This window comes from Streptomyces sp. NPDC052114 (assembly GCF_040680155.1).
GTDB lineage: Bacteria > Actinomycetota > Actinomycetes > Streptomycetales > Streptomycetaceae > Streptomyces.
The window spans coordinates 1-19477 of the sequence record NZ_JBFAWC010000027.1 but is presented as its reverse complement, the minus strand read 5'-3'; the positions used below and the strand labels follow the sequence as shown (position 1 = coordinate 19477).

Annotated in this window: 10 protein-coding genes; 2 read left to right on the top strand and 8 right to left on the bottom strand. The window is 73.5% G+C overall.

Going from position 1 to position 19477, the window contains the following annotated elements:
* Positions 1 to 6: 6 nt before the first annotated feature.
* From AB0L89_RS37655 to AB0L89_RS37620, 8 genes are all read right to left on the bottom strand, one after another.
* Positions 7 to 1725 (bottom strand): hypothetical protein, encoded by a 1719-nt coding sequence (locus AB0L89_RS37655; protein WP_365151840.1) that lies wholly within the window; start codon positions 1723 to 1725, stop codon positions 7 to 9.
* Positions 1722 to 3965 carry a CDP-glycerol glycerophosphotransferase family protein gene (locus tag AB0L89_RS37650; RefSeq protein WP_365151838.1) on the bottom strand — a complete coding sequence of 748 codons (2244 nt, stop codon included), beginning with the start codon at positions 3963 to 3965 and terminating at the stop codon, positions 1722 to 1724. Before AB0L89_RS37650 ends, AB0L89_RS37655 begins: the two co-directional genes overlap by 4 nt.
* Positions 3966 to 4039: 74 nt before the next feature.
* The gene (locus tag AB0L89_RS37645) at positions 4040 to 6283 is read right to left on the bottom strand and encodes a bifunctional glycosyltransferase family 2 protein/CDP-glycerol:glycerophosphate glycerophosphotransferase (protein WP_365151836.1); all 2244 of its coding nucleotides are present in this window, start codon (positions 6281 to 6283) and stop codon (positions 4040 to 4042) included.
* A 36-nt stretch (positions 6284 to 6319) separates the two neighbouring features.
* The gene (locus AB0L89_RS37640; protein ID WP_365151834.1) at positions 6320 to 8569 is read right to left on the bottom strand and encodes a CDP-glycerol glycerophosphotransferase family protein; all 2250 of its coding nucleotides are present in this window, start codon (positions 8567 to 8569) and stop codon (positions 6320 to 6322) included.
* Between the two features lie 217 nt (positions 8570 to 8786).
* Entirely contained in the window at positions 8787 to 9668 is an 882-nt protein-coding gene (locus AB0L89_RS37635; RefSeq protein ID WP_365151832.1) for a carbohydrate ABC transporter permease, read from the bottom strand.
* Positions 9665 to 11005: a sugar ABC transporter permease gene (locus tag AB0L89_RS37630; protein WP_365151830.1), complete on the bottom strand. Its 1341-nt coding sequence runs from the start codon at positions 11003 to 11005 to the stop codon at positions 9665 to 9667. Before AB0L89_RS37630 ends, AB0L89_RS37635 begins: the two co-directional genes overlap by 4 nt.
* Before the next feature lie 4 nt (positions 11006 to 11009).
* Positions 11010 to 12404 (bottom strand): ABC transporter substrate-binding protein, encoded by a 1395-nt coding sequence (locus AB0L89_RS37625; protein ID WP_365151828.1) that lies wholly within the window; start codon positions 12402 to 12404, stop codon positions 11010 to 11012.
* 229 nt (positions 12405 to 12633) lie between these two features.
* On the bottom strand, positions 12634 to 15960 hold the full coding sequence (locus AB0L89_RS37620; protein ID WP_365151826.1) for an FHA domain-containing protein: 3327 nt from the start codon (positions 15958 to 15960) through the stop codon (positions 12634 to 12636).
* A gap of 464 nt (positions 15961 to 16424) precedes the next feature.
* Between AB0L89_RS37620 and AB0L89_RS37615 the strand changes: the two genes are divergently transcribed.
* Both AB0L89_RS37615 and AB0L89_RS37610 read left to right on the top strand, forming a co-directional pair.
* Entirely contained in the window at positions 16425 to 18092 is a 1668-nt protein-coding gene (locus tag AB0L89_RS37615) for a protein kinase (RefSeq protein WP_365151824.1), read from the top strand.
* A gap of 122 nt (positions 18093 to 18214) precedes the next feature.
* Entirely contained in the window at positions 18215 to 19453 is a 1239-nt protein-coding gene (locus AB0L89_RS37610) for a serine/threonine-protein kinase (protein WP_365151822.1), read from the top strand.
* Positions 19454 to 19477 lie beyond the last annotated feature (24 nt).

The window sequence follows — 19477 nt, the reverse complement described above, 5'->3', positions numbered from 1 at the left end:
CGGGCGCTACAGCCGCTGTCCGGGGCGGAAGACCTCGCCGCAGCCGCCGCGCCGGCCCGCCTCCTGCTCGCGCAGGATCCGGCCGACCTCGCGCTTGGCCCACGCGCGCGTCGCGGCGAGCCGCCGGGGATCCTTGACGGCGTCGGCCCGCACCCAGTCGCCGCCGTCCCCGTGCCTGCTCCGCTCCGTGTACAGCCGCAGATAGCCCTCCGCGGCCATCCGCCGGGGCGTCAGGCCGGGGTAGGTCGCCCAGTACCCGTGGGCGTGCACCAGCGTCGGCCGGAGCGTGCCGAACACATGGGCCCGCAGCGCCGCCATGTCCTCGGCGGCGAACGCGTCGGCCAGGTCCGGCTCGGTGAGCCCCGCCAGGTCCTGCACCACCAGATCGCTGGTGAGCAGCGTGCCGCCGAGGTCGGGGGTGAGGAAGCTGGCGTTCTTCAGGCCGAGCCGGTCCGCGTACTCGTTGAACGTCGCGCCGTAGCGGTCCACGACCACGCACATCGGCAGCGTCGGGTGCGCGCGGAACTCGGCGGCCCGCTCGCGCTGCCCGCCCCACGCCAGGGCCAGCGCCCCGCACACCGCGACGGCGGTGACGGCGCGGGCGCGGACCGGCCCGCTCTCGACCAGCGCGACGGTGGCCACGCACACCGCGAGGGCGGCCAGCGCCCACACCGGTGTGGCGAAGCGGTACATGCCCATCCAGTCGGGCTTGAGCACTCCGAACGCCGACAGGGTGAGCGCCAGCGGCAGGAGCACCGCGACGAGCCCGGCGCGCGCCGGCCCGGGACGGCCGAGCACCACTCCGACGACGGCCGCCGAGACGAGCACCGCCGTCCACCCCGCGAAGGAGAGCAGCTCACCGGTCCCGGCGAAGAGTTCGAGGGTCGGCGGCTGCTGGGCCTTGGCCACCGCGGTGTTCGGCACGAGCCGCCCGAACAGCGCGTACCGCCACCCGAGGAAGGCCCCGTACGGCAGCAGGAACACCGCCGCGCCGAGCGCCGCCGTCCGCAGCGAGGGCAGCAGCCGCGCCTTCGTCACGTACAGGAGGAGCAGCAGCGGGTGGACCGCGGCGAGCACCGCGCCGTCGGGCCGGGTCAGCGCGGCGAGCAGCGCGAGCAGCCCGGCAGCCACCGCGGGCCCCCGTCCCAGCAGGGTGCCGCCGACCGCCGCGCGGGCGAGCACGGCGGCCAGCGCGGTCGCCGCGAGCGCGTACAGCGGATTCTCCAGGCCCGAGAACATCCAGGCGACGAAGGAGACGTTCGAGGCGAGCAGCACCCCGGCGAGCGCGACCACCGCCCAGGAGTGCCCGACCATGTGCCGCGCCGCCCAGCCGACGGCGAGCAGGATGCCGAGCGCGCACAGCAGGCCGAGCAGCTTGGGGTAGAGCACGAGGTCGGGGACGCCGAAGTAGGCCCGGTGGTCGAAGAGCCCGAGCCGCCGCCCGGCGAGCAGCAGCACCAGCCACGACGGGTTGGAGTAGCCCTCCACGGGCGGCGAGCCCGCCTGCTGGACGGGGCCGAGGCCCTCGTCGATGCTGCGCGCGTACGCGAAGGTGATCGCCGCGTCGTCGACCAGCCACTGGCCCAGCCGCGCGCCCTGGGTGCCGATGAGGGCGGTGCCGAGGACGGCGGCGCAGGCGTCGGGCAGCACCCGGCGCCGGCGCGAGGCGGCGGGGGATCCGTCGAGGCCGGGTTCGGTGGCGGGGCGGGGGATGGTGCCCGTCATGACCGGCCTCCGTCCAGCAGGCCGACGGCGGGCTGCGCGGCGCGGCCCGCGTCCTGGGCGGGGATCGCCGTGGCGGGCGGCTCGCCGAGCATGATCCGGCTGACCACGCGGGCGGCGGCGTGCCCGTCGTCGTATCCGCGGAACCGCTCGCGGAAGGCGGCCCGCAGCCGCGCCGCCCGCTCGTCGGCGTAGGCGCCGCTGCGGAACAGGCCCGCCAGCTGCGCGGTGTCGGTGGACACATGGCCCGGTGGCTCGGCCCGCACGTCGAAGTAGACCCCGCGGTTGGCCCGGTACGTCTCCCAGTCGTCGGCGTGCAGGACGATCGGGCGGTCCAGGTGCGCGTAGTCGAACATCAGGGAGGAGTAGTCCGTCACGAGCACGTCGGAGGCGAGCATCAGGTCCTCCACGGAGGGCTCGTCGGTGACGTCGAGAAGCAGCCCGCGGCGGGCCAGGTCGGCCAGTTCCAGACCGCGCACGGGGTGCTTGGCCAGCGAGGGGTGCAGCCGCACCAGGACGGTGTGGCCGGGGCCGAGCGCCCGCGTGAACGCCTCCAGGTCCACGCGCCGGACGTAGCCGGTCACGTGGTGGTCGCGCTGGGTGGGCGCGTAGAGCACGACGGTGTCGCCCTGCGGCACGCCGAGGCGGCGCCGGACCTGCGCGCCGTGCGCGGGGTCGGCGGAGAAGAGGACGTCGTTGCGCGGGCTGCCCGAGGGCAGCGAGGCGAAGTGGCAGGGGTAGGCGCGGTCCCAGACCCGCTCGGAGTGCGCGTTGGCGGCCAGGCTGTAGTCCCAGCGGTCGCAACGGCGCAGCATGGCGCGGACGTTGAGCCGGTGGGTGGCGGCCGGGTGGCCGAGCAGGTCCAGGCCCATGTGCTTGAGCGGGGTGCCCTGGTGGGTGTGCAGGTGCACGGAGCCGGGGCGTTTGACCAGCTCGTGCGCCCAGTTGACGTTGTTCACGAAGTACGTGGCACGGGCGACGGTCGTCCAGTAGCGCAGCGAGTTCGGCACGACGTGGTCGATGCCGGGCGGCAGCGTGTCCACCGCGTCGGGGCGCACCACCCACACGCTCCTGATGTGCGGGGCGAGTTGCCGGGCCCGCTCGTGGATGGCGGCCGGGTCGCCGAGGACGCCCCGGTGGTGGGAGGCGGAGTACACGGCCAGGTGCGGGTCCAGGGGGCGCAGCGCGAGGAGGGCGTGCACGGTCCGCTTGAACCGCAGGGACGCGCGCCTGCGGAGCTTCGCCCTGCGCTTGCGCAGCGTCCCGAGCGCGGCGCGGCACCTGCGGTGCGCGGCGAACAGCGCGTAGGGCGCGCCGGACAGCAGCCGCAGCGCGGTGCGGTGCGTGCTCCTCGGGAGCGTGAAGCCGGCGGGGCGGTGGCGGCGGAAGGCCTCGGCGGACAGCCGGTAGAACTCGGGCTTGTCGCGGTCGGGCAGCCGGTTGTTCTTGCCGAGGATCTCCATGCAGTGCTCGGCCATGCGGCGGTGCAGATAGGGCCGCCAGTCGGCCAGTTCGGGGCGCGCGTCGACGAAGGAGAAGACCCGCTCGTACTGGTCGAGGATGTCGAAGTGCTTGCGGCTCGTGGTGCGCAGGATGTTGCCCTGGCGGCGCTGGCGGTAGAGCAGACAGACCCGGTCGAGCACGGCGACGCGCTCCGCCGACAGCATCACAGGGAAGGTCCAGGGGGTGTCCTCGTAGTAGCCGGGCGGGAAGGCGAAGCCGTGCCGCTCGGTGAAGTCCCTGCGGTACGCCTTGTTCCACACGACCATGATCAGGTCGAGGAACTCGGGGCGTTCGGCGGCGGTGAACACGGAGTCCCCTGCGGCGCCGAGGATGCCGTGCATGATGTTGCGGTGGAAGCCGCCCCACCAGTGGGTGCGCGCGTAGTCGAAGATCAGGACGTCGGGGTCGCCCGCGGTGTCCAGGCGGTGGGCGAGCGCCTCCAGGGTGCCGGGCGTGTAGCTGTCGTCGCTGTCGAGGAAGAGCAGGTAGTCGCCCCGGGCGTGCGGCAGGCCGGCGTTGCGGGCCCGGCCGAGCCCGACGTTCTCCGCCAGGTGCACCGCCTTCACCCGCTCGTCGCGCGCCGCGTACTCGTCGATGATCGCCCCGCAGCCGTCGGGCGAGCAGTCGTTCACGGCGATGACCTCGAAGTCCGTGAAGGACTGGTCGAGCACCGAGTCGAGGCACTCGCGCAGGAAACCCTGGACCTGGTAGGCGGGGACGATGATGCTGAAACGGGGCACGGTGATTCCACGGGTCGTGACGGATGTGGACAGCGGGCGCGGGTCGCCCGGCCTCGCCGGTGGGCCGGCGGGGTTCAGTGCGCGAGCGCGCGGGCCGGGGCCGGGGCGGGCACCCGGACGTGCAGCGGCATCGGCGGCAGGATCGCCCCGGGCTCCTCGCCGAGCAGCACCCGGCGCACCACGCGCTCGGCGGCGTGCCCGTCGTCGAAGGCGCAGAACCGCTCGCGGAACGCGGCCCGTCGCTGCCGTGAGCGCTCCCCGTGCAGGGCGCCGCCGCGGAAGATCCCGACGAGCTCCTCCAGCGTGGCGGCCACCGGACCGGGCGGGTTCGCGGGCAGGTCGAAGTAGACGCCCCGCGACTCGCGGTAGACGTCCCAGTCGTCGGCGTACACGACGATGGGCCGGTCCAGGTTGGCGTAGTCGAACATGATCGACGAGTAGTCGGTGATCAGCGCGTCCGCCGCCAGACAGATCTCCTCCGTCGAGCGGTGCGCGGTCACGTCGATCAACCTGCCCGAGCGCACGGCCTCTTCGAGGCCCGGGGAGCCCTCGTAGAAGTGGTGGGCGCGCAGCAGCACCACGTACGAGTCGTCGAGCGCCGCGCAGAACGCCGCGAGGTCCAGCTGCGCCGCGAAGCCCTCGCGGTAGTCGCGGTGCGTGGGCGCGTACAGGACCGCGGTCCGGTCCTCGGCCACGCCCAGTGCGCGGCGGACCCTGCGGACGTCGTCGGCGGTCGAGGTGTAGTACGCGTCGTTGCGCGGATAGCCGTACTCCAGCTGCTCGAAGCCGCTGGGGAAGGCGCGCTCCCAGACCTCGGTGGAGTGCCGGTTGGCGGAGAGGTTGTAGTCCCAGCGGTCGGTGCGGGCCAGCATCTTGCCGAAGGGGCCGATGCCCGCGGCGGCGGCCGGGTAAGCGGCCTGGTCGACGCCCATGTGCTTGAGCGGAGTGCCGTGCTGGGTCTGGACGTGCACGGTGCCGGGGCGCTTCTTGACGCGGCCCTCGAAGTTGACGTTGTTGAAGGTGTACTTGGCCCGCGCCATCACCTCCCAGTAGCGGCGGCTGCCGGTGACCGCGTACTCCACGCCGTCCGGCATCCGGTCCGCGTGCTCCTCGTCGACCAGGAACACAGAGCGGATGTGCGGGGCCAGCTCGCGGGCCTTGGCGTGGATGGCGGCCGGATTGCAGGTGTAGCCGCGGCCCCAGTACGCGGAGAACACCGCGAGGTTCTCGTCGACGGGCTGCTTCAGGAAGGCGGCGTAGACGTCGGCGCCCGGGAGCCGCCGCGCGAGCTTCTCCTGGTAACGCCGCAGCGTCGAAACCACCCTGTGCGCGCGGGACTTGAGGCCCCGCAGCAGACAGAACGCGCCGTAGGCGCCGGACGCGAGGAGCCGGTGCTGCACCCCGAGGCTCCCCGCGGGCGGGCGGAACCCCTCGGGCCTGTGCAGCCGGTACAGCCGCGTGGCCTGCCGGAAGAAGCGCCGCCGCAGCCGCCCGGACGGCAGCCGCGCGGGCAGCGACGCCGTCCTGAGGACCTCGTGCGTGAGCCTGCGGAAGAGCCGCGCGAGGACCGGCGCCTCCACCCCGAGCTCCACGGCCCCCGCCATCGCCCGCCCGAACTGGTCGAGCAGCTCCAGGTGATGGGCCCCGGCGATCCGGTTGCGCGCTCCTTGGCGGCGCAGCAGGTGGCGTACGCACACCCGGTCGAGGACCGCGATCCGCTCGGCCCGCAGCGCGGTCTGCACGCTCCACACCGTGTCCGTGAACATGCCGGGCGCGAAGGACAGGCCGTGCCGGGTCACGAAGGAGCGCCGGCAGGCGGCGGAGAAGGCCGGCACCAGCGGATCGGGCAGCGCCGCGTGCCCGGCCGCCGTGAAGGTGCCCCGCGGCGCGTCCTGCCACAGCCGGGTCAGCGCCGGACCCCGGCCGCCCTCGAACCAGTGCACGCGCTCGTGGTCGAAGAGCAGCAGATCGGGCTCACCGGCCTGGGCCAGCCGGGCGTCGAGCGCCGCGAGCGTGCCCGGCGTGAGGGTGTCGTCCCCGTCGAGGAACAGCAGGTAGTCGCCCTCGGCCGCGCGCGTCCCCGCGTTCCGCGCCCCCGGCAGGCCGTCACCGGGCGGGGACTGCGTGCGGCGCACCCGTGGGTCGCGCTCCGCGTGCTCGGCCGCGATCGCGGAGCCCTGGTCCGCGTCCGCGTCGAGGGAGTCGACCACGGCGATCACTTCGAGGTCGGCGAAGGACTGCCCGAGCACCGAGGCGAGGCAGTCGGCGAGCCGCCCCGGTACGTCATGGGTGGGGACGATGATGCTGAAGCGCGACAAGACGGCCTCTCTCGATGGTGGTTCACACGACGCGGATCACGGATGCGGGGAGTGCTGGAGACCGGAGAAGGCCGCTCTGCCCTGCCGCGGGACGGCGGCCGCGGGCGCCGGGTGGCGCTCCTCCAGGGGCACCACGGACGGCAGCCCGCTCTGCTCGCCGAGGACGACACGGCGTACGACCCGCTCGGCGGCGCGCCCGTCGTCGTACGCGCAGAACCGCTCGCGGAACGCCCGCCGCAGCTGCGCCGAGCGCGAGCCCGCCCAGTGCCCGGTGGCGAAGATGTCGGTCAGCTCGTCCTCGCTGCGCGCGACCGCGCCCGGCGGGAACTCCCGCACGTCGAAGTAGGTGCCGCGGGCCGCCTCGTAGGCCTCCCAGTCGTCCGGGTACAGCACGATGGGCCGGTCGAGGTTGGCGTAGTCGAACATCAGGGACGAGTAGTCGGTGACCAGCGCATCCGAGGCGAGGCAGAGCGACTCGATGTTCGGGTGGTCGGAGACGTCGATGACCCGGCCCGAACTCTCCTCCAGGGGAGCGTCGTAGAAGTGGTGCGCGCGGGTCAGGACGACGAAGCGGGGCCCCAGCGTGTGCAGCATCCGCGTCAGGTCGAGGGTGAGGCGCTGGGTGCGGCGGTAGTCGCGGTGGGTGGGCGCGTACAGGATGGCGACGGCGCCGTGCGGGACGCCGAGGCTCTCGCGCAGCCGCGCCACCTCGGCCGACGTGGCCTGCTGGAAGCGGTCGTTGCGGGGGTAGCCGTACTCCAGCGTGGTGTACCCGGCGGGGAAGACCCGCTCCCACACCAGCGTCGAGTGGCGGTTGGCCGACAGGACGTAGTCCCACTTGTCGGCGTTCTTCATGAGGGTGGCGAAGTCCGTGCCGCGCGCGGCGGCCGGGCGGTCCTGGAGGTCCAGGCCCATGTGCTTGAGGGGCGTGCCGTGCTGGGTCTGGACGAGGACCTGGCCGGGCCGCTTGACCAGCCTGCGGTCGAAGTTGACGTTGTTCACCAGGTACTTGGAGCGGGCCAGCGCCGTCCAGTACGCGGCGGTGCCCGGCCGCAGTCTGCGCGTGCCCGTCGGGATCGTGTGGTGGTGGCGCGGATGGGCGATCCACGCGGTCCTGATGCCGGGCACGTGCTCGCGCATCGCGGCCTCCAGGGCGCCGGGGTTGCAGCCGTAGCCGCGCCCCCAGTACGAGGAGAAGACGGCGCAGTGGTCGCGCACGGGCAGCCGCAGCTGGACGCGGTAGTGCAGCTGGAGCAGGGCGCCCCGGGCGCGCCGGCGGGCCGTGGCCGCGTACCGCGCGGCGCGGGCCCGCAGCCGCAGCGCCGCCCACAGACCGCGGTAGGTGCGGTGCGAGCCGAGCCGCACCAGGCCGTGCCGCAGCCGGGTGCGCGCGGGCACGCGGGCGCCCGCGACGCGGTAGCGGCGGTAGTGGGCGCGGGCCTTGCGCAGGAACTCGGCGCGCGAGCCGCGCGGCAGCCTGCCCCGCTTGGTGAAGACCGTCGAGAGGTGGTCGACCATGCGCCGGAACAGCACGGGCCGCCAGGCCGCGGAGAGCTCGGGGTGCTGGTCGAGGAACGCGAAGACCCGGTCGTACTGGTCGAAGATCTCGAAGTGCTTGCGGCTCGTGGTGCCCAGGATGTTGCCCTGGCGCCGCTGCCGGTAGTGCACGCAGACCCGGTCGAGGGTGGAGATCGACTCCGCCGCCATCAGGATCGGATACGTCCAGGGCGTGTCCTCGTAGTACCCCGGCGGGAAGGTGAAGCCCGTGCGCTCGATGAAGTCGCGGCGGTGCGCCTTGTTCCAGGCGACCATCAGGACCTTCAGCAGGCCGGGACGGTCGGCGAGCCGGAAGGGCGCCGGGCCCTCCTCGGTGAGCTGGGCCGCGAACTGGTTGCGGACGGCCTCGCCCGACCAGTGCGTACGGGCGTAGTCGTAGATCATGACGTCCGGCTCGTCGGTCTCCTTGATGCGGTCGGAGATCGCGTGCAGGGAGCCGGGGGTGAGGGTGTCGTCGCTGTCCAGGAAGATCAGGTAGTCGCCGGTGGCGCGCGCCATGCCGGCGTTGCGGGCCCGGCCGAGGCCGACGTTCTCCGTCAGGTGGACGGCCTGCACGCGCGGGTCACGGGCCGCGAACTCGTCGATGATCGCGCCGCTCGCGTCCGGCGAGCAGTCGTCGACCGCGATCAGCTCCAGGTCGGTGAAGGACTGCTCCAGCACGGACTCCAGGCACTCGTGCAGGTAGGCCTGGACCTTGTACGCGGGGACGATGACACTGAACCGGGGCAAGGCACATCCATGGGTCGGCGCGGGCAGACTGCCCGGGAACGCCGGAACCGGTGATCGAGTTACGCCGGATGTGGCATACGGGGGATGGACGCGAGGAGACGGCCCGGTGAAGGGCCGCCTCCCCTGTCATTTATCCCTTTGATCCCCTTGACTCGCGTGAGCCTTTTGATCCCTTTTGTCCGTACGCCACTTCACGCCACTTCACGTCACTTCCACGTCACTTCACGGCGCCCGCCATCACGCCGGACACGAACTGCCGCTGGAACGCGAAGAAGACGGCCAGCGGGATCACCATCGAGATGAACGCGCCGGGCGCCAGGATCTGCACGTTGTCGCCGAAGAACCGGACCTGCTGCTGGAGCGCGACCGTGATCGGCGGGTTCTCGGAGTCGGCGAAGATCAGGGCGATCAGCATGTCGTTCCAGACCCACAGGAACTGGAAGATGCCGAGCGAGGCGATCGCCGGCGCCCCCAGCGGCAGCACGACACGGACGAACAGCCGCAGTTCGCCCGCGCCGTCCAGCCGCGCCGCCTCCAGGAGTTCGCGCGGGATCTCCGCGAAGAAGTTCCGCAGCAGGAAGATCGCGAACGGCAGGCCGAAGGCCACGTGGAAGACGATCACGCCGATCGTCGTCTCGAAGATGCCGATCTCGCCGAACAGCTTGGAGACCGGCAGCAGCGCCACCTGGACCGGCACGACGAGCAGCCCCACCACACCGATGAACCACCAGTCGCGGCCCGGGAACTCCATCCACGCGAAGGCGTATCCGGCGAGCGAGCCGATGATCACGACGAGCAGGGTCGCCGGGACGGTGATCATGATGCTGGACAGGATCGAGTCGGTGATCGTCTCGTCCTTGAGGAGGTTGGTGTAGTTCTCCAGCGTCAGCTGCGAGGGCGCGCTGAAGACGGTCCACCAGCCGCTCTCGCTCATGTCGGCGGGGGTGCGCAGCGAGCCGATCAGCAGCCCGATGGTCGGCACCAGCCAGAACAGGCCGACCAGCACCAGGAACACGCGCAGCGCGGTGCCGCCCAGGGCCGAGGCGATGCGCCCGCCCACCGACCGCTTGGCCTTGACGATCTCGGTCTGGGCCGTCACCGGTGTGCCTCCCGCCGCATCCGCCGGACATTGAAGAGCATCACGGGAATCACCAGTAGGAAGAGCAGCATGGCGATCGCGCTCGCCACGCCCGCGTCCTGGTCGCCGAATGCCGAGTTGTACAGCTGCACCGCGAGGACGTTCGCCTCGTCCTTGGACGAGCCCGGCGGGATCACGAAGACCAGGTCGAAGATCTTCAGTACGTTGATGACGAGCGTGACCAGGACGACGGCGAGGACCGGGGCGAGCAGCGGCACCGTCACACGACGGAACACCTGCCACTCGTTGGCGCCGTCCACCCGCGCCGCCTCCAGGAGTTCACGCGGCACGCTCGCCAGGCCCGCCGCGATCAGGACCATCGCGAACCCCGCCCACATCCACAGGTAGGACCCGATGATCGAGGGCGTGATCAGGGTCGGGCCCAGCCACTCGATGCCGTTGTACGGCTCGCGGAAGTTCGAGGCCGGATAGCGCAGTTGGGCTCCGTCGGCCGCCTTCGGCAGCGCGAAGGTCCCGTCGGCCTTCGCCTCGGTGGACGCCACCACCTTGCCGTCCTTGACGGCCTCGATCTTGATGCCGGGGTAGCCGAACTCGGCGGCGTCGGGCGCGTTGGGCTCGCCCCGGCCCTTGCCGCGCGTGAAGTCCTGCCAGGCCGTTCCGGTGACCCGGGCCGGGTCGGCCGCGGCGGCCTTGGCGGCCTTCGCGTCGTCCGGCATCTGGTCCGGCGCCACACCGGTCAGCGGAAGCACCACGGGGGTGCCCGCCCGCACCGGCTCCTTGGTGACGAACGAGCCGTCGCCCCCGGACTTCAGGGGCGAGTTCATCGCGGGATGCGCCTGGGGGAACGCCGACGACTCGGCGAACGTGTCGTGCACGCTCACCACGACGGCGTTCGCCACGCCCCGGTCGGGATCGGACTCGTACACGAGCCGGAAGATGATGCCCGCCGCGAGCATGGAGATCGCCATCGGCATGAAGATGATGAGCTTGAACGCCGTGCCCCAGCGCACCCGTTCGGTGAGCACGGCGAAGATCAGGCCGAGCGCGGTCGCGACCGTGGGGGCCACGACCACCCAGATCGCGTTGTTCTTGATGGCGGTACGGATGCTGTCATCCGTGAACATCGTCTTGTAGTTGCCGAACGCCGTGAAGTCGCCCGACTTGTCGAAGAAGCTGCGGAACAACGAGTACCCGATGGGGTACAGGACGAGCGCGCCGAGCAGCACCAGGGCGGGCAGCAGGAACACCACCGCCACCGACCTGCGGGTGCCGGTCACGCTCTTGCGCGGAGTCGGGGGCGCGGCCTTCGCCGCGCCCCCGGTGTTCGCGGACGCCATCGCGTCAGTCCTTGTACGCCTTGGCGGCGGCCGTCTCCAGCGCCTTCTGCGTGCCCGCGACGTCCTTCGGGTTCTTCAGGAAGTCCTGCAACGCCTTCCACTCGCCCTTGCCCGGCGTCCCGCCGAAGGACTGCGGGGCCTGGTCGGACATGTCGAAGCGGACGTCGTCGCCGGCCGCGATCATCGCCTTGGCGATGTTGCGCTGCACGTCGTTCGGGTACGCGGACATGGGCATGTTCTTGTTCGGCGAGATGAAGCCGCCCGCCTCCGCCCAGATCTTCCCCGCGTCCGGCGAGCCCAGGAAGGTCAGCAGCGCCTGCGCGCCCTTGGTGTCCTTCAGCGCGACGGCCGCGTCACCGCCGACCACGGCGGGGGAGTCGGAGCCGACCGCCGGGAAGGGGAACACCTTGGCGTCCGTGCCCACCTCGGCCTTGGTCTCCGAGATCGCGAGCGAGACCATGTCGCCCTCGAAGACCATGCCCGCCTTGGGCTGGTCGCCGCCGGTGAACGTCTGCTTCACGGACGCGGGGAACTCGGTCTGCAGCGCGCCCTTCGAGCCGCCCGCCACGAAGCCCTTCGTCCCGAAGACCTGGCCGAGCGTGGTCAGCGCCTTCGTGACGGACGGATCCGTCCACTTGATCTTGTGCTGGGCGAGCTGGTCGTACTTCTCCGGGCCCGACTGCGAGAGGTAGATGTTCTCGAACCAGTCGGTGAGGGTCCACGCGTCGGCGCCCGCCACTGACATCGGCGGCACACCGGAGTCGTAGACGGTCTGCATGGTCTTCATGAACTGGCCCCAGGTCTTGGGAGCCGTGACGCCCGCGTTCTCGAAGACCTGCGTGTTGTACCAGACCAGCGACTTGTTGGCGGCCTTGAAGTACACGCCGTACTGCTTGCCGTCGACGGCCCCGAGGTCCTGCCACCCCTGGGAGTAGTTCTTGTCGAGCTGCTTCTGCGCCGCCGTGCCGACCGGCTTGGCCCACTTGTTCGCCACGGCCTGCTCGATCGCGCCGACCTGCGGCAGCATCGCGACGTCCGGCGGCTGCCCGCCCGCCACCTTCGACTCCAGGAAGCTGATGATGGGGTCCTGCGCCGGCACGAAGGAGACCGTGGCCCCGGTCCGCTTCTCGAACTCGTCGAGAACCTTCAGGAACACCTTGCGCTCCGCGCCGCCCCACACGGCGGCCACGGAGACCTTCTCCCCGTCCAGCTTGGGCAGTTGGAGCGAGGATGCCGATTCCTTGCCGCCGCTCTTGTCGCCTCCTCCGTCGCCGTCGTCGTCATCGCCGCCGCACGCGGTGACGGTGAACGCGAGAGAGCCCGCGACGACGGCCGCGGCGATCTTGGCGGTGGTACGCCGATGTAGCGGTGCCCTGCGTGTACGAAGAGTGCTGCGCATCACTGCCCCGTTCTCTTCCCTGGCCAGTCCCGTGCGCTCTGGTCTACGCCCGCGCAGGGAGGAGCGGCAAGATGGCCTGCGCTGTCAACTCATTGATCGTAATGGCGTTGTGACGTGGCGTCATGAGAGGTGTTGAGCCAGTTACCACCGTTGTGTGGAGCCGACTTGCCCGTGTTGCGGGCAGCGACCCGTCTAAGTGAGGCACCAAGCGCCGGCACGGGGGCGGCACCTACAAAAGTGACGGGACCTGATCGGCGGAGACAGACCGAGCCGCCCGCTCCAACGCACTGGCCAGCAAGGCCAGATCGGTAGGCCCGTTCCCCAGCTCCCGCACGGGCCGCCGAGCCGGCGGATCCCCCATCCGCTCCCACTCCAGAGGAACCACCGTGGGCCGCAACGTGGCCGTACGAGGAATCCGCCCCGTCACCCGCCCCGCCTGGAACGCGGTCACCCGCCCATCGGGCGTCCGCAACTCCCCCCGCCCCGGGGCAGGTTCCTCCGGCCCCACCGCCACCGCGTCCAGCACCGCACGCAGCGAGGCCCGCCGCCCCAGCTCGGTCTCCGGCATCCGCTCACTGCGCCCCGAGGCCGCCACGAGATGCACCCCGAGCCGCTCCCCGTCCCGCGCGACGGCCTCCAGCGCGCGGACCACCGACCCGGCGGCGGGCCGCCCGGGAGACCCGAGCGCGGGCGAGAGCAGCGCGTCGAAGTCGTCGACGAGCACGACGAGCCGGGGCAACGGCGGCCCCGGGTCCACCCGCTGCCGCACCGCCGCGGGCCGCAGCCGCATCGTGGAACTGGGCGGCGCGTCGAGATCGCCGTCGGTCGCCTGCGCGGGCAGCGACACGGCACCGGCCCCACCGGCCCCCGCACCGGACCCCGTCCTCGTACCCGCACCGGCCCCCGTACCCGCCCCGGAGGCGACCGCCGCGGACGACTGCGACCGCTGCGCCACCATCCGCCCCGACACCTCCCGCTGCGTGTGCCACTCCGCGAACCCGAGGCGGCCGAGCAGCTCGGCCCGCCGCTTCAGCTCCGCGGCCAGGGACTGCGCGAACTCCCGCATGCGGACCGGGTCGTTGGCCACGAGGTGCGTGGTGACGTGCGGCAGGTCCGTACAGACGGAGAGCCCCGCGCCCTGCCGGCCCGCGGCGCTCCCGGCGCCGCCGCCCGCCCCGCCGCTGTCCCGCCCGTCGACGAGCACGATGCCCAGCCGGTCGGGCCGCTCGGCGGCGGCCAGGGACGCGGCGACGGACCGCAGGAGCTCCGTGCGCCCGCTGCCCGCGGGACCCTCGGCGAGCAGGTGCGGCCCGTCGGCGACGAGGTCCGCGACGACGGGCCCGCGCGGGCCCGCGCCGAGCACCGCCAGGGCGCGCCCGCCGAGCGCGTCGGGGTCGTCGCCCGCGGCGGCCCACCGCGCCATCAGCGAGGCGGGAGTGGCCCTGGCGAGCCCCAACTCGTCGAGGAGCCGGGCGGCTTGGGGCAGCGGCGCGGACACGCGCGCGTGGCCCTCGCCGCCCGTCCCGTCCGTCCGCAGCGGCGCGAGGGCGCGCGCGAACCGCTCGGCCCAGGCCATCGACACCGCGTCCACGGTGGCGACGGTGCCGTGCCCCGCGGGACGGCCGCCCGCCGTCCGCATCAGCCGCAGCGCGGTCGCCACGTCACCGCTGAGCAGCGCCACGGCACCGCACGCGCGGAAGGCGGGCGACGCCGTGCAGGCCGCCTCGTACGTGTCGAGGACCGGTGACGCGGGCGAGGCCGCCGCGGTCTCGGCGAGACAGACGACGTGGATCCCGGCGCGCGCGCCCTCACCGGCGAGCCGCACGGTGGCCTCGCGCACCCCGGCGGACCCGGGGTCGCCGTCGACGACCACGACGGTGCGGGAGGCGGCCGTGCCGCCCCGCGCGCCGTCGGCGATGTGGTCGTCGAGGCGCCGGATCAGCTCGTCCGTACGCGCCGCCGCCTGGTCGCGGTCGTACGCGAGGAGGAGGCGGCAGTCCTGGCCGTGGGTGGGCCGCAGATGGGGGAGCCAGCCGAGCCAGCCCCACGCGGCGGTCCGCTCGGCCACGGGGCGCGCCCGGTCCGTGCTGATCAGCACGATCTCCAGGCGGTCGGGGGAGTGCAGCGCGGCGAGCTGGGCGACGACGGCCCTGGCCAGGCCGGTCAGCCGGTCCCGGGGCCCGGCGAGGCCGAGCGCGCCCGCCTCCCGCAGCCCGACGGTGACGGGCACGGCGGGCAGCAGCCCCTCCGGGCCGTCCGGGGCGGGCAGGGTCCGGTCGACCGTGCCGAGCCGCACCGCGAGCGACTCGGGGTGGCCGGGGCCGCGCTCCCACAGGCGGGGGCCGGGACCGAGCGCCGTGAGCAGCAGGGCGGCCGGATCGGGCCAGGACTCGGGGGTCCGCGCCGCCTCGGCGACGGCGAGGTCCTCGGGGGAGGGCGCCGCCTGCCGGGCGTCGCCGGGGTCCCCGGAGGCGTACGCCTCGTCGGGGTCGTCGGGCTCGCCGTACACGTCGTCCTGGGTGTCCCTGCCGCCGGTCAGCCGCCGTGCCCACGCCGAGAGGCCGCCGCGCCTGCGCACGCCGCGCGGCACGGTCGTCCCGTGCGCGGGTGTGCCGGTGCGGGCCCGCTCCGCCTCGGGCGCGCCGCCCTGGTGCGGGACGACGGCCGCGTCGCCGGGGTGCGCGACGGCCGGTGTGGACGCGCCGTGCGCACCCGGCGCGCCGGGGCCGCCGGGTGCCCCTGGTGCTTCGTACGCATCCGGCGCACCGGACACCCCCTCCGGGGCGGGGCCGGCCGGGGTGGCCCAGCCCGCCGGGCCGTAGGCGTGGTGGGTGGCGCCGGAGGGTGCGCGCACCGCCTCCGCGGGGGCCTCGGCGGCCCGCACGCGCACGTGGCCCTCGCCGTCCGGGGCCGTCGCCAGGGTGCCGTCCGCGCCGGCGGCCGGGCCGTGCCCGCCGTCCGTCAGGCGCAGCGCCGACTCGCCGATGCGCAGCAGGGAGCCGGGGGAGAGCCGCACCGGGCGGTCGGTGACCTCGCGGCCGTCCACCGACGTGCCGTTCGTCGAGCCGAGGTCGGTGACCGTGACGCCGCCGTCCTGGGCGAGCGTGACCGCGCAGTGCAGCCGCGAGACGTCCGGGTCGTCCAGCGGGACGTCCGTGTCGGCGGAGCGGCCGACGCGGATCTGGCCGCCGTGCAGCAGATGGACGCCGCCCGCGTCCGGGCCCGCCACCACGTGCAACTGGGCCGCCGCGCCCGCCAGTTCGGGCCCCGGCTCGGCGGGCGCGCCCAGCGAGAGCACCGCGCCGTCGATCAAGGGGGGCTCGCCGAGGGTGCAGCGTTGGGCGTCCAGGCGCTCCGGGCCCGCGTACAGCACGAGGGGGCCCTCGCCGCCCGCCACGGCGGTGGCGAGACCCGAGGCGACCGCGGCGAGCGCGGTGCCCGCGGGGGCGGTGACCAGGACGTCACAGGCGCCGTGCGCGCCGGTCGTCGGCGTGGGGCGGCCTTGCTGCTCGGTCTGGCCGCTGCGCGGCCCGAGGACGGTCAGCCGGATCTGCATCGCCGTCGGCGGTCCCTTCTGCGCTGGGCGCCCGGCAACGGGGACACGCGCTGTGATTCCCCCCACCGCACACGGGCACGTCGGCCAGTACTGGAGGCATCCTCGCACTTGCCACCGACAACACGCCCGGCGGCCACCAGTAAGTGATCTTGATTGGTCGGCTCTGCTCGGAAAAGTGCCTGCTTGGACCGTTGCGGACCCCGTCGGAACCCGATGGTCCACGCTCGGGTGAAGGTCAATTCGGGGCGTTCCGGCAACCAACGGCCGCGGGTGAGCGTCTTTCCTGCGAACAGCGATCCGGAACGCCGCGCTCGGGCGGATTCCGACCGGCCGGTGCCCCGTTCGGCGGCACTACAGTGGGTCGGAACACCTTCGGGCCGCCCTCGGGCGGCACGGGGTCGCGAAGCCCCCGGCCGGAAGCCGGCGGGCCGGAACACTCGGACCACCAGCAGGGAGCGCATGACGTGCGGCCGGTAGGCAGCAAGTACCTGCTCGAGGAGCCGCTCGGGCGCGGCGCCACGGGCACCGTCTGGCGAGCCCGCCAGCGGGAGACCGCGGGTGCCGAGGCGGCCGTCCCCGGCCAGCCCGGCGAGACCGTCGCGATCAAGGTTCTCAAGGAGGAGCTCGCCAACGACGCGGACGTCGTGATGCGCTTCCTCAGGGAGCGTTCCGTCCTGCTCAGGCTGACGCACGAGAACATCGTCCGCACCAGGGACCTGGTCGTCGAGGGCGACCTCCTCGCCCTGGTCATGGACCTCGTCGACGGCCCCGACCTGCACCGCTACCTCCGCGAGAACGGCCCGTTCACGCCGGTCGCGGCGGCCCTGCTGACCGCGCAGATCGCCGACGCGCTCGCCGCGAGCCACGCGGACGGCGTCGTGCACCGCGACCTCAAGCCCGCGAACGTGCTGCTCAAGCAGGACGACGCCGGGATGCACCCGATGCTGACCGACTTCGGCATCGCGCGCCTCGCGGACTCCCCGGGCCTGACCCGTACCCACGAGTTCGTCGGCACGCCCGCGTACGTCGCGCCGGAGTCCGCCGAGGGCCGTCCGCAGACCAGCGCCGTGGACATCTACGGCGCCGGAATCCTGCTGTACGAGCTCGTCACCGGCCGGCCCCCCTTCGGCGGCGGCTCCGCCCTCGAAGTGCTGCACCAGCACCTGAGCGCCGAGCCGCGCCGCCCCTCGACCGTCCCGGACCCGCTGTGGACGGTCATCGAGCGCTGCCTCGACAAGAACCCCGACCGCCGCCCCAGCGCCGAGAACCTCGCCCGCGGCCTGCGCGCCGTCGCCGAGGGCGTCGGCGTGCACTCCACCCCGGCGCAGATCGCCGCGGCGGAGGGCGTGGGCGCCCTGCTCATGCCGGACCCGGCGCCCGCCCAGGTGCCGGAGACCCCGGGCGCGGCCGACCCCACGCAGGTCCTGCCGAGCAACGCGGGCTCGTACGACCCGAACGCCGCGACGAGCGTCATGCAGAGCACCGGCGGCCACGGCGACGCCGACCCGACGTCCGTGCTGCCCAACAACCGCGGCGCGGCCGACCCGACCGCGGTCATGCCGCCGGTCCCGCCGAACGCGCCGGGGGCGGACCCGAACGAGCCGCACCCCTGGCAGAACCAGATGGCCGCGGCCCGCGACCGCAACGAACAGACCCAGTACCAGGCGTACTTGGACCCGAACGACGACCCGCTGCGCCGCCGCCCCCAGCGCCAGGTGGCCCGGCCCCAGCAGCAGCCGCAGCAGCGCCCCCAGCAGTACGCGCCGCAGCAGCCGCGCGGACAGCGGCGGCAGCAGCAGTACGCGCCCGCGCCGCAGCAGCACCAGCCCCAGCACCAGCCGCAGCAGTACGCCGCGCCCCCGCAGGCGCCGCCGCCCCAGCAGCCCGCGCCGCGCCCCGCGCGCGAACCGCGTGAGCCGCGCCGGCGCAGCGCCAACCCGATGAAGATCCCGGGGCTCGGCTGCCTGAAGGGCTGCCTGTTCACGATCGTCATCCTCTTCGTGGCGAGCTGGCTGATCTGGGAGTTCAGCCCGTTGCAGGACTGGATCGGGTCGACGAAGAGCTTCTGGGACCAGATCAAGGACGGGTACGACAAGGTCAGCGAGTGGCTCGGAAAGCTCAACGGCAACTAGCGGCAATCCCCACGCGACCGTGGGGATTTGTCGACATCTGCAGAGTGATTTCTGCTCCCGGAGTGAAGGTTGGCGACAAGGCCGCGTAGTTTTGTCGCCAACACGCATCCGTAGGAGCAGTCTTGACGCGCAAGATCGGCAGCCGGTACACCGCCCACCAGATCCTGGGCCGTGGCAGCGCCGGCACGGTGTGGCTGGGCGAGGGACCCGAGGGGCCCGTCGCCATCAAGCTGCTGCGCGAGGACCTGGCCTCCGACCAGGAACTCGTCGGCCGCTTCGTCCAGGAGCGCACGGCCCTGCTCAGCCTCGACCACCCGCGCGTGGTGGGCGTCCACGACCTCGTGGTCGACGGGAACGACCTGGCCCTCGTCATGGACCTCGTCCGCGGCACGGACCTGCGGACCCGCCTGGACCGCGAGCGGCGCCTGGCCCCCGAGGCCGCGGTCGCCATCGTCGCGGACGTCGCCGACGGGCTCGCCGCGGCGCACGCCGCGGGCATCGTGCACCGTGACGTCAAGCCCGAGAACGTCCTCCTGGACATGCAGGGCCCCCTCGGCCCCGGCGGCTCGCACCCCGCCCTCCTCACCGACTTCGGTGTCGCCAAGCTGATCGACTCCCCGCGCCGCACCCGCGCGACGAAGATCATCGGCACCCCCGACTACCTGGCCCCCGAGATCATCGAGGGCCTGCCCCCGCGCGCGGCCGTCGACATCTACGCCCTCGCGACGGTCCTGTACGAGCTGCTCGCGGGCTTCACCCCCTTCGGGGGCGGACACCCCGGCGCGGTCCTGCGGCGGCACGTCACGGAGACGGTGGTCCCCCTCCCCGGCATCCCCGAGGAGCTCTGGCAGCTCCTCGTCCAGTGCCTGGCCAAGGCCCCCGCGTCCCGGCTGCGCGCCTCCGAGCTGGGGGCGCGGCTGCGGGAGCTGCTGCCGCTGGTCGCGGGGATGCCGCCGCTGGACGTCGACGAGCCGGACGCGGAGCACTCCGCCGCCGAGGAGGCGTACGAGGAGTCCGCGCCCGAGCCGGCGGGCGAGGCCGCGCCCCGGCGGGGTGCGGTGCCCCTGGTGCCGGGCTCGGCGTCCGCGGACTCCAACCGGGACACCCACACGTCCATGCGCGTCCCCGGCCCCGACGAGCTGGCGGGCGGCGCGCGCGGCACGGCCCGCGCGCCGCGGGCCTCCGGGGCGGCGCGGCCCGGCTCCGCCAAGCACCGCACCTCGGCGCGGCGCCGCCGGGTCACGCTGGGCGTGGCGGGAGTGGTGCTCGTGGCGGCGGCGGGCGTCGGCACCGCGCCGGTCGTCCCCGACCTGCTGTGCGATGTACTCGCCTTGGAGGTCGGACTGCGAAGCCTCATGTGAACAGCCCCGACACGGAAGCCGAGC

Bases quoted from the DNA above. Each gene is read 5' to 3' on its own strand.
- AB0L89_RS37655 (WP_365151840.1), bottom strand. From the start codon at position 1,725: ATGACGGGCACCATCCCCCGCCCCGCCACCGAACCCGGCCTCGACGGA.
- AB0L89_RS37630 (WP_365151830.1), bottom strand. From the start codon at position 11,005: ATGGCGTCCGCGAACACCGGGGGCGCGGCGAAGGCCGCGCCCCCGACT.
- AB0L89_RS37625 (WP_365151828.1), bottom strand. From the start codon at position 12,404: ATGCGCAGCACTCTTCGTACACGCAGGGCACCGCTACATCGGCGTACC.
- AB0L89_RS37620 (WP_365151826.1), bottom strand. From the start codon at position 15,960: ATGCAGATCCGGCTGACCGTCCTCGGGCCGCGCAGCGGCCAGACCGAG.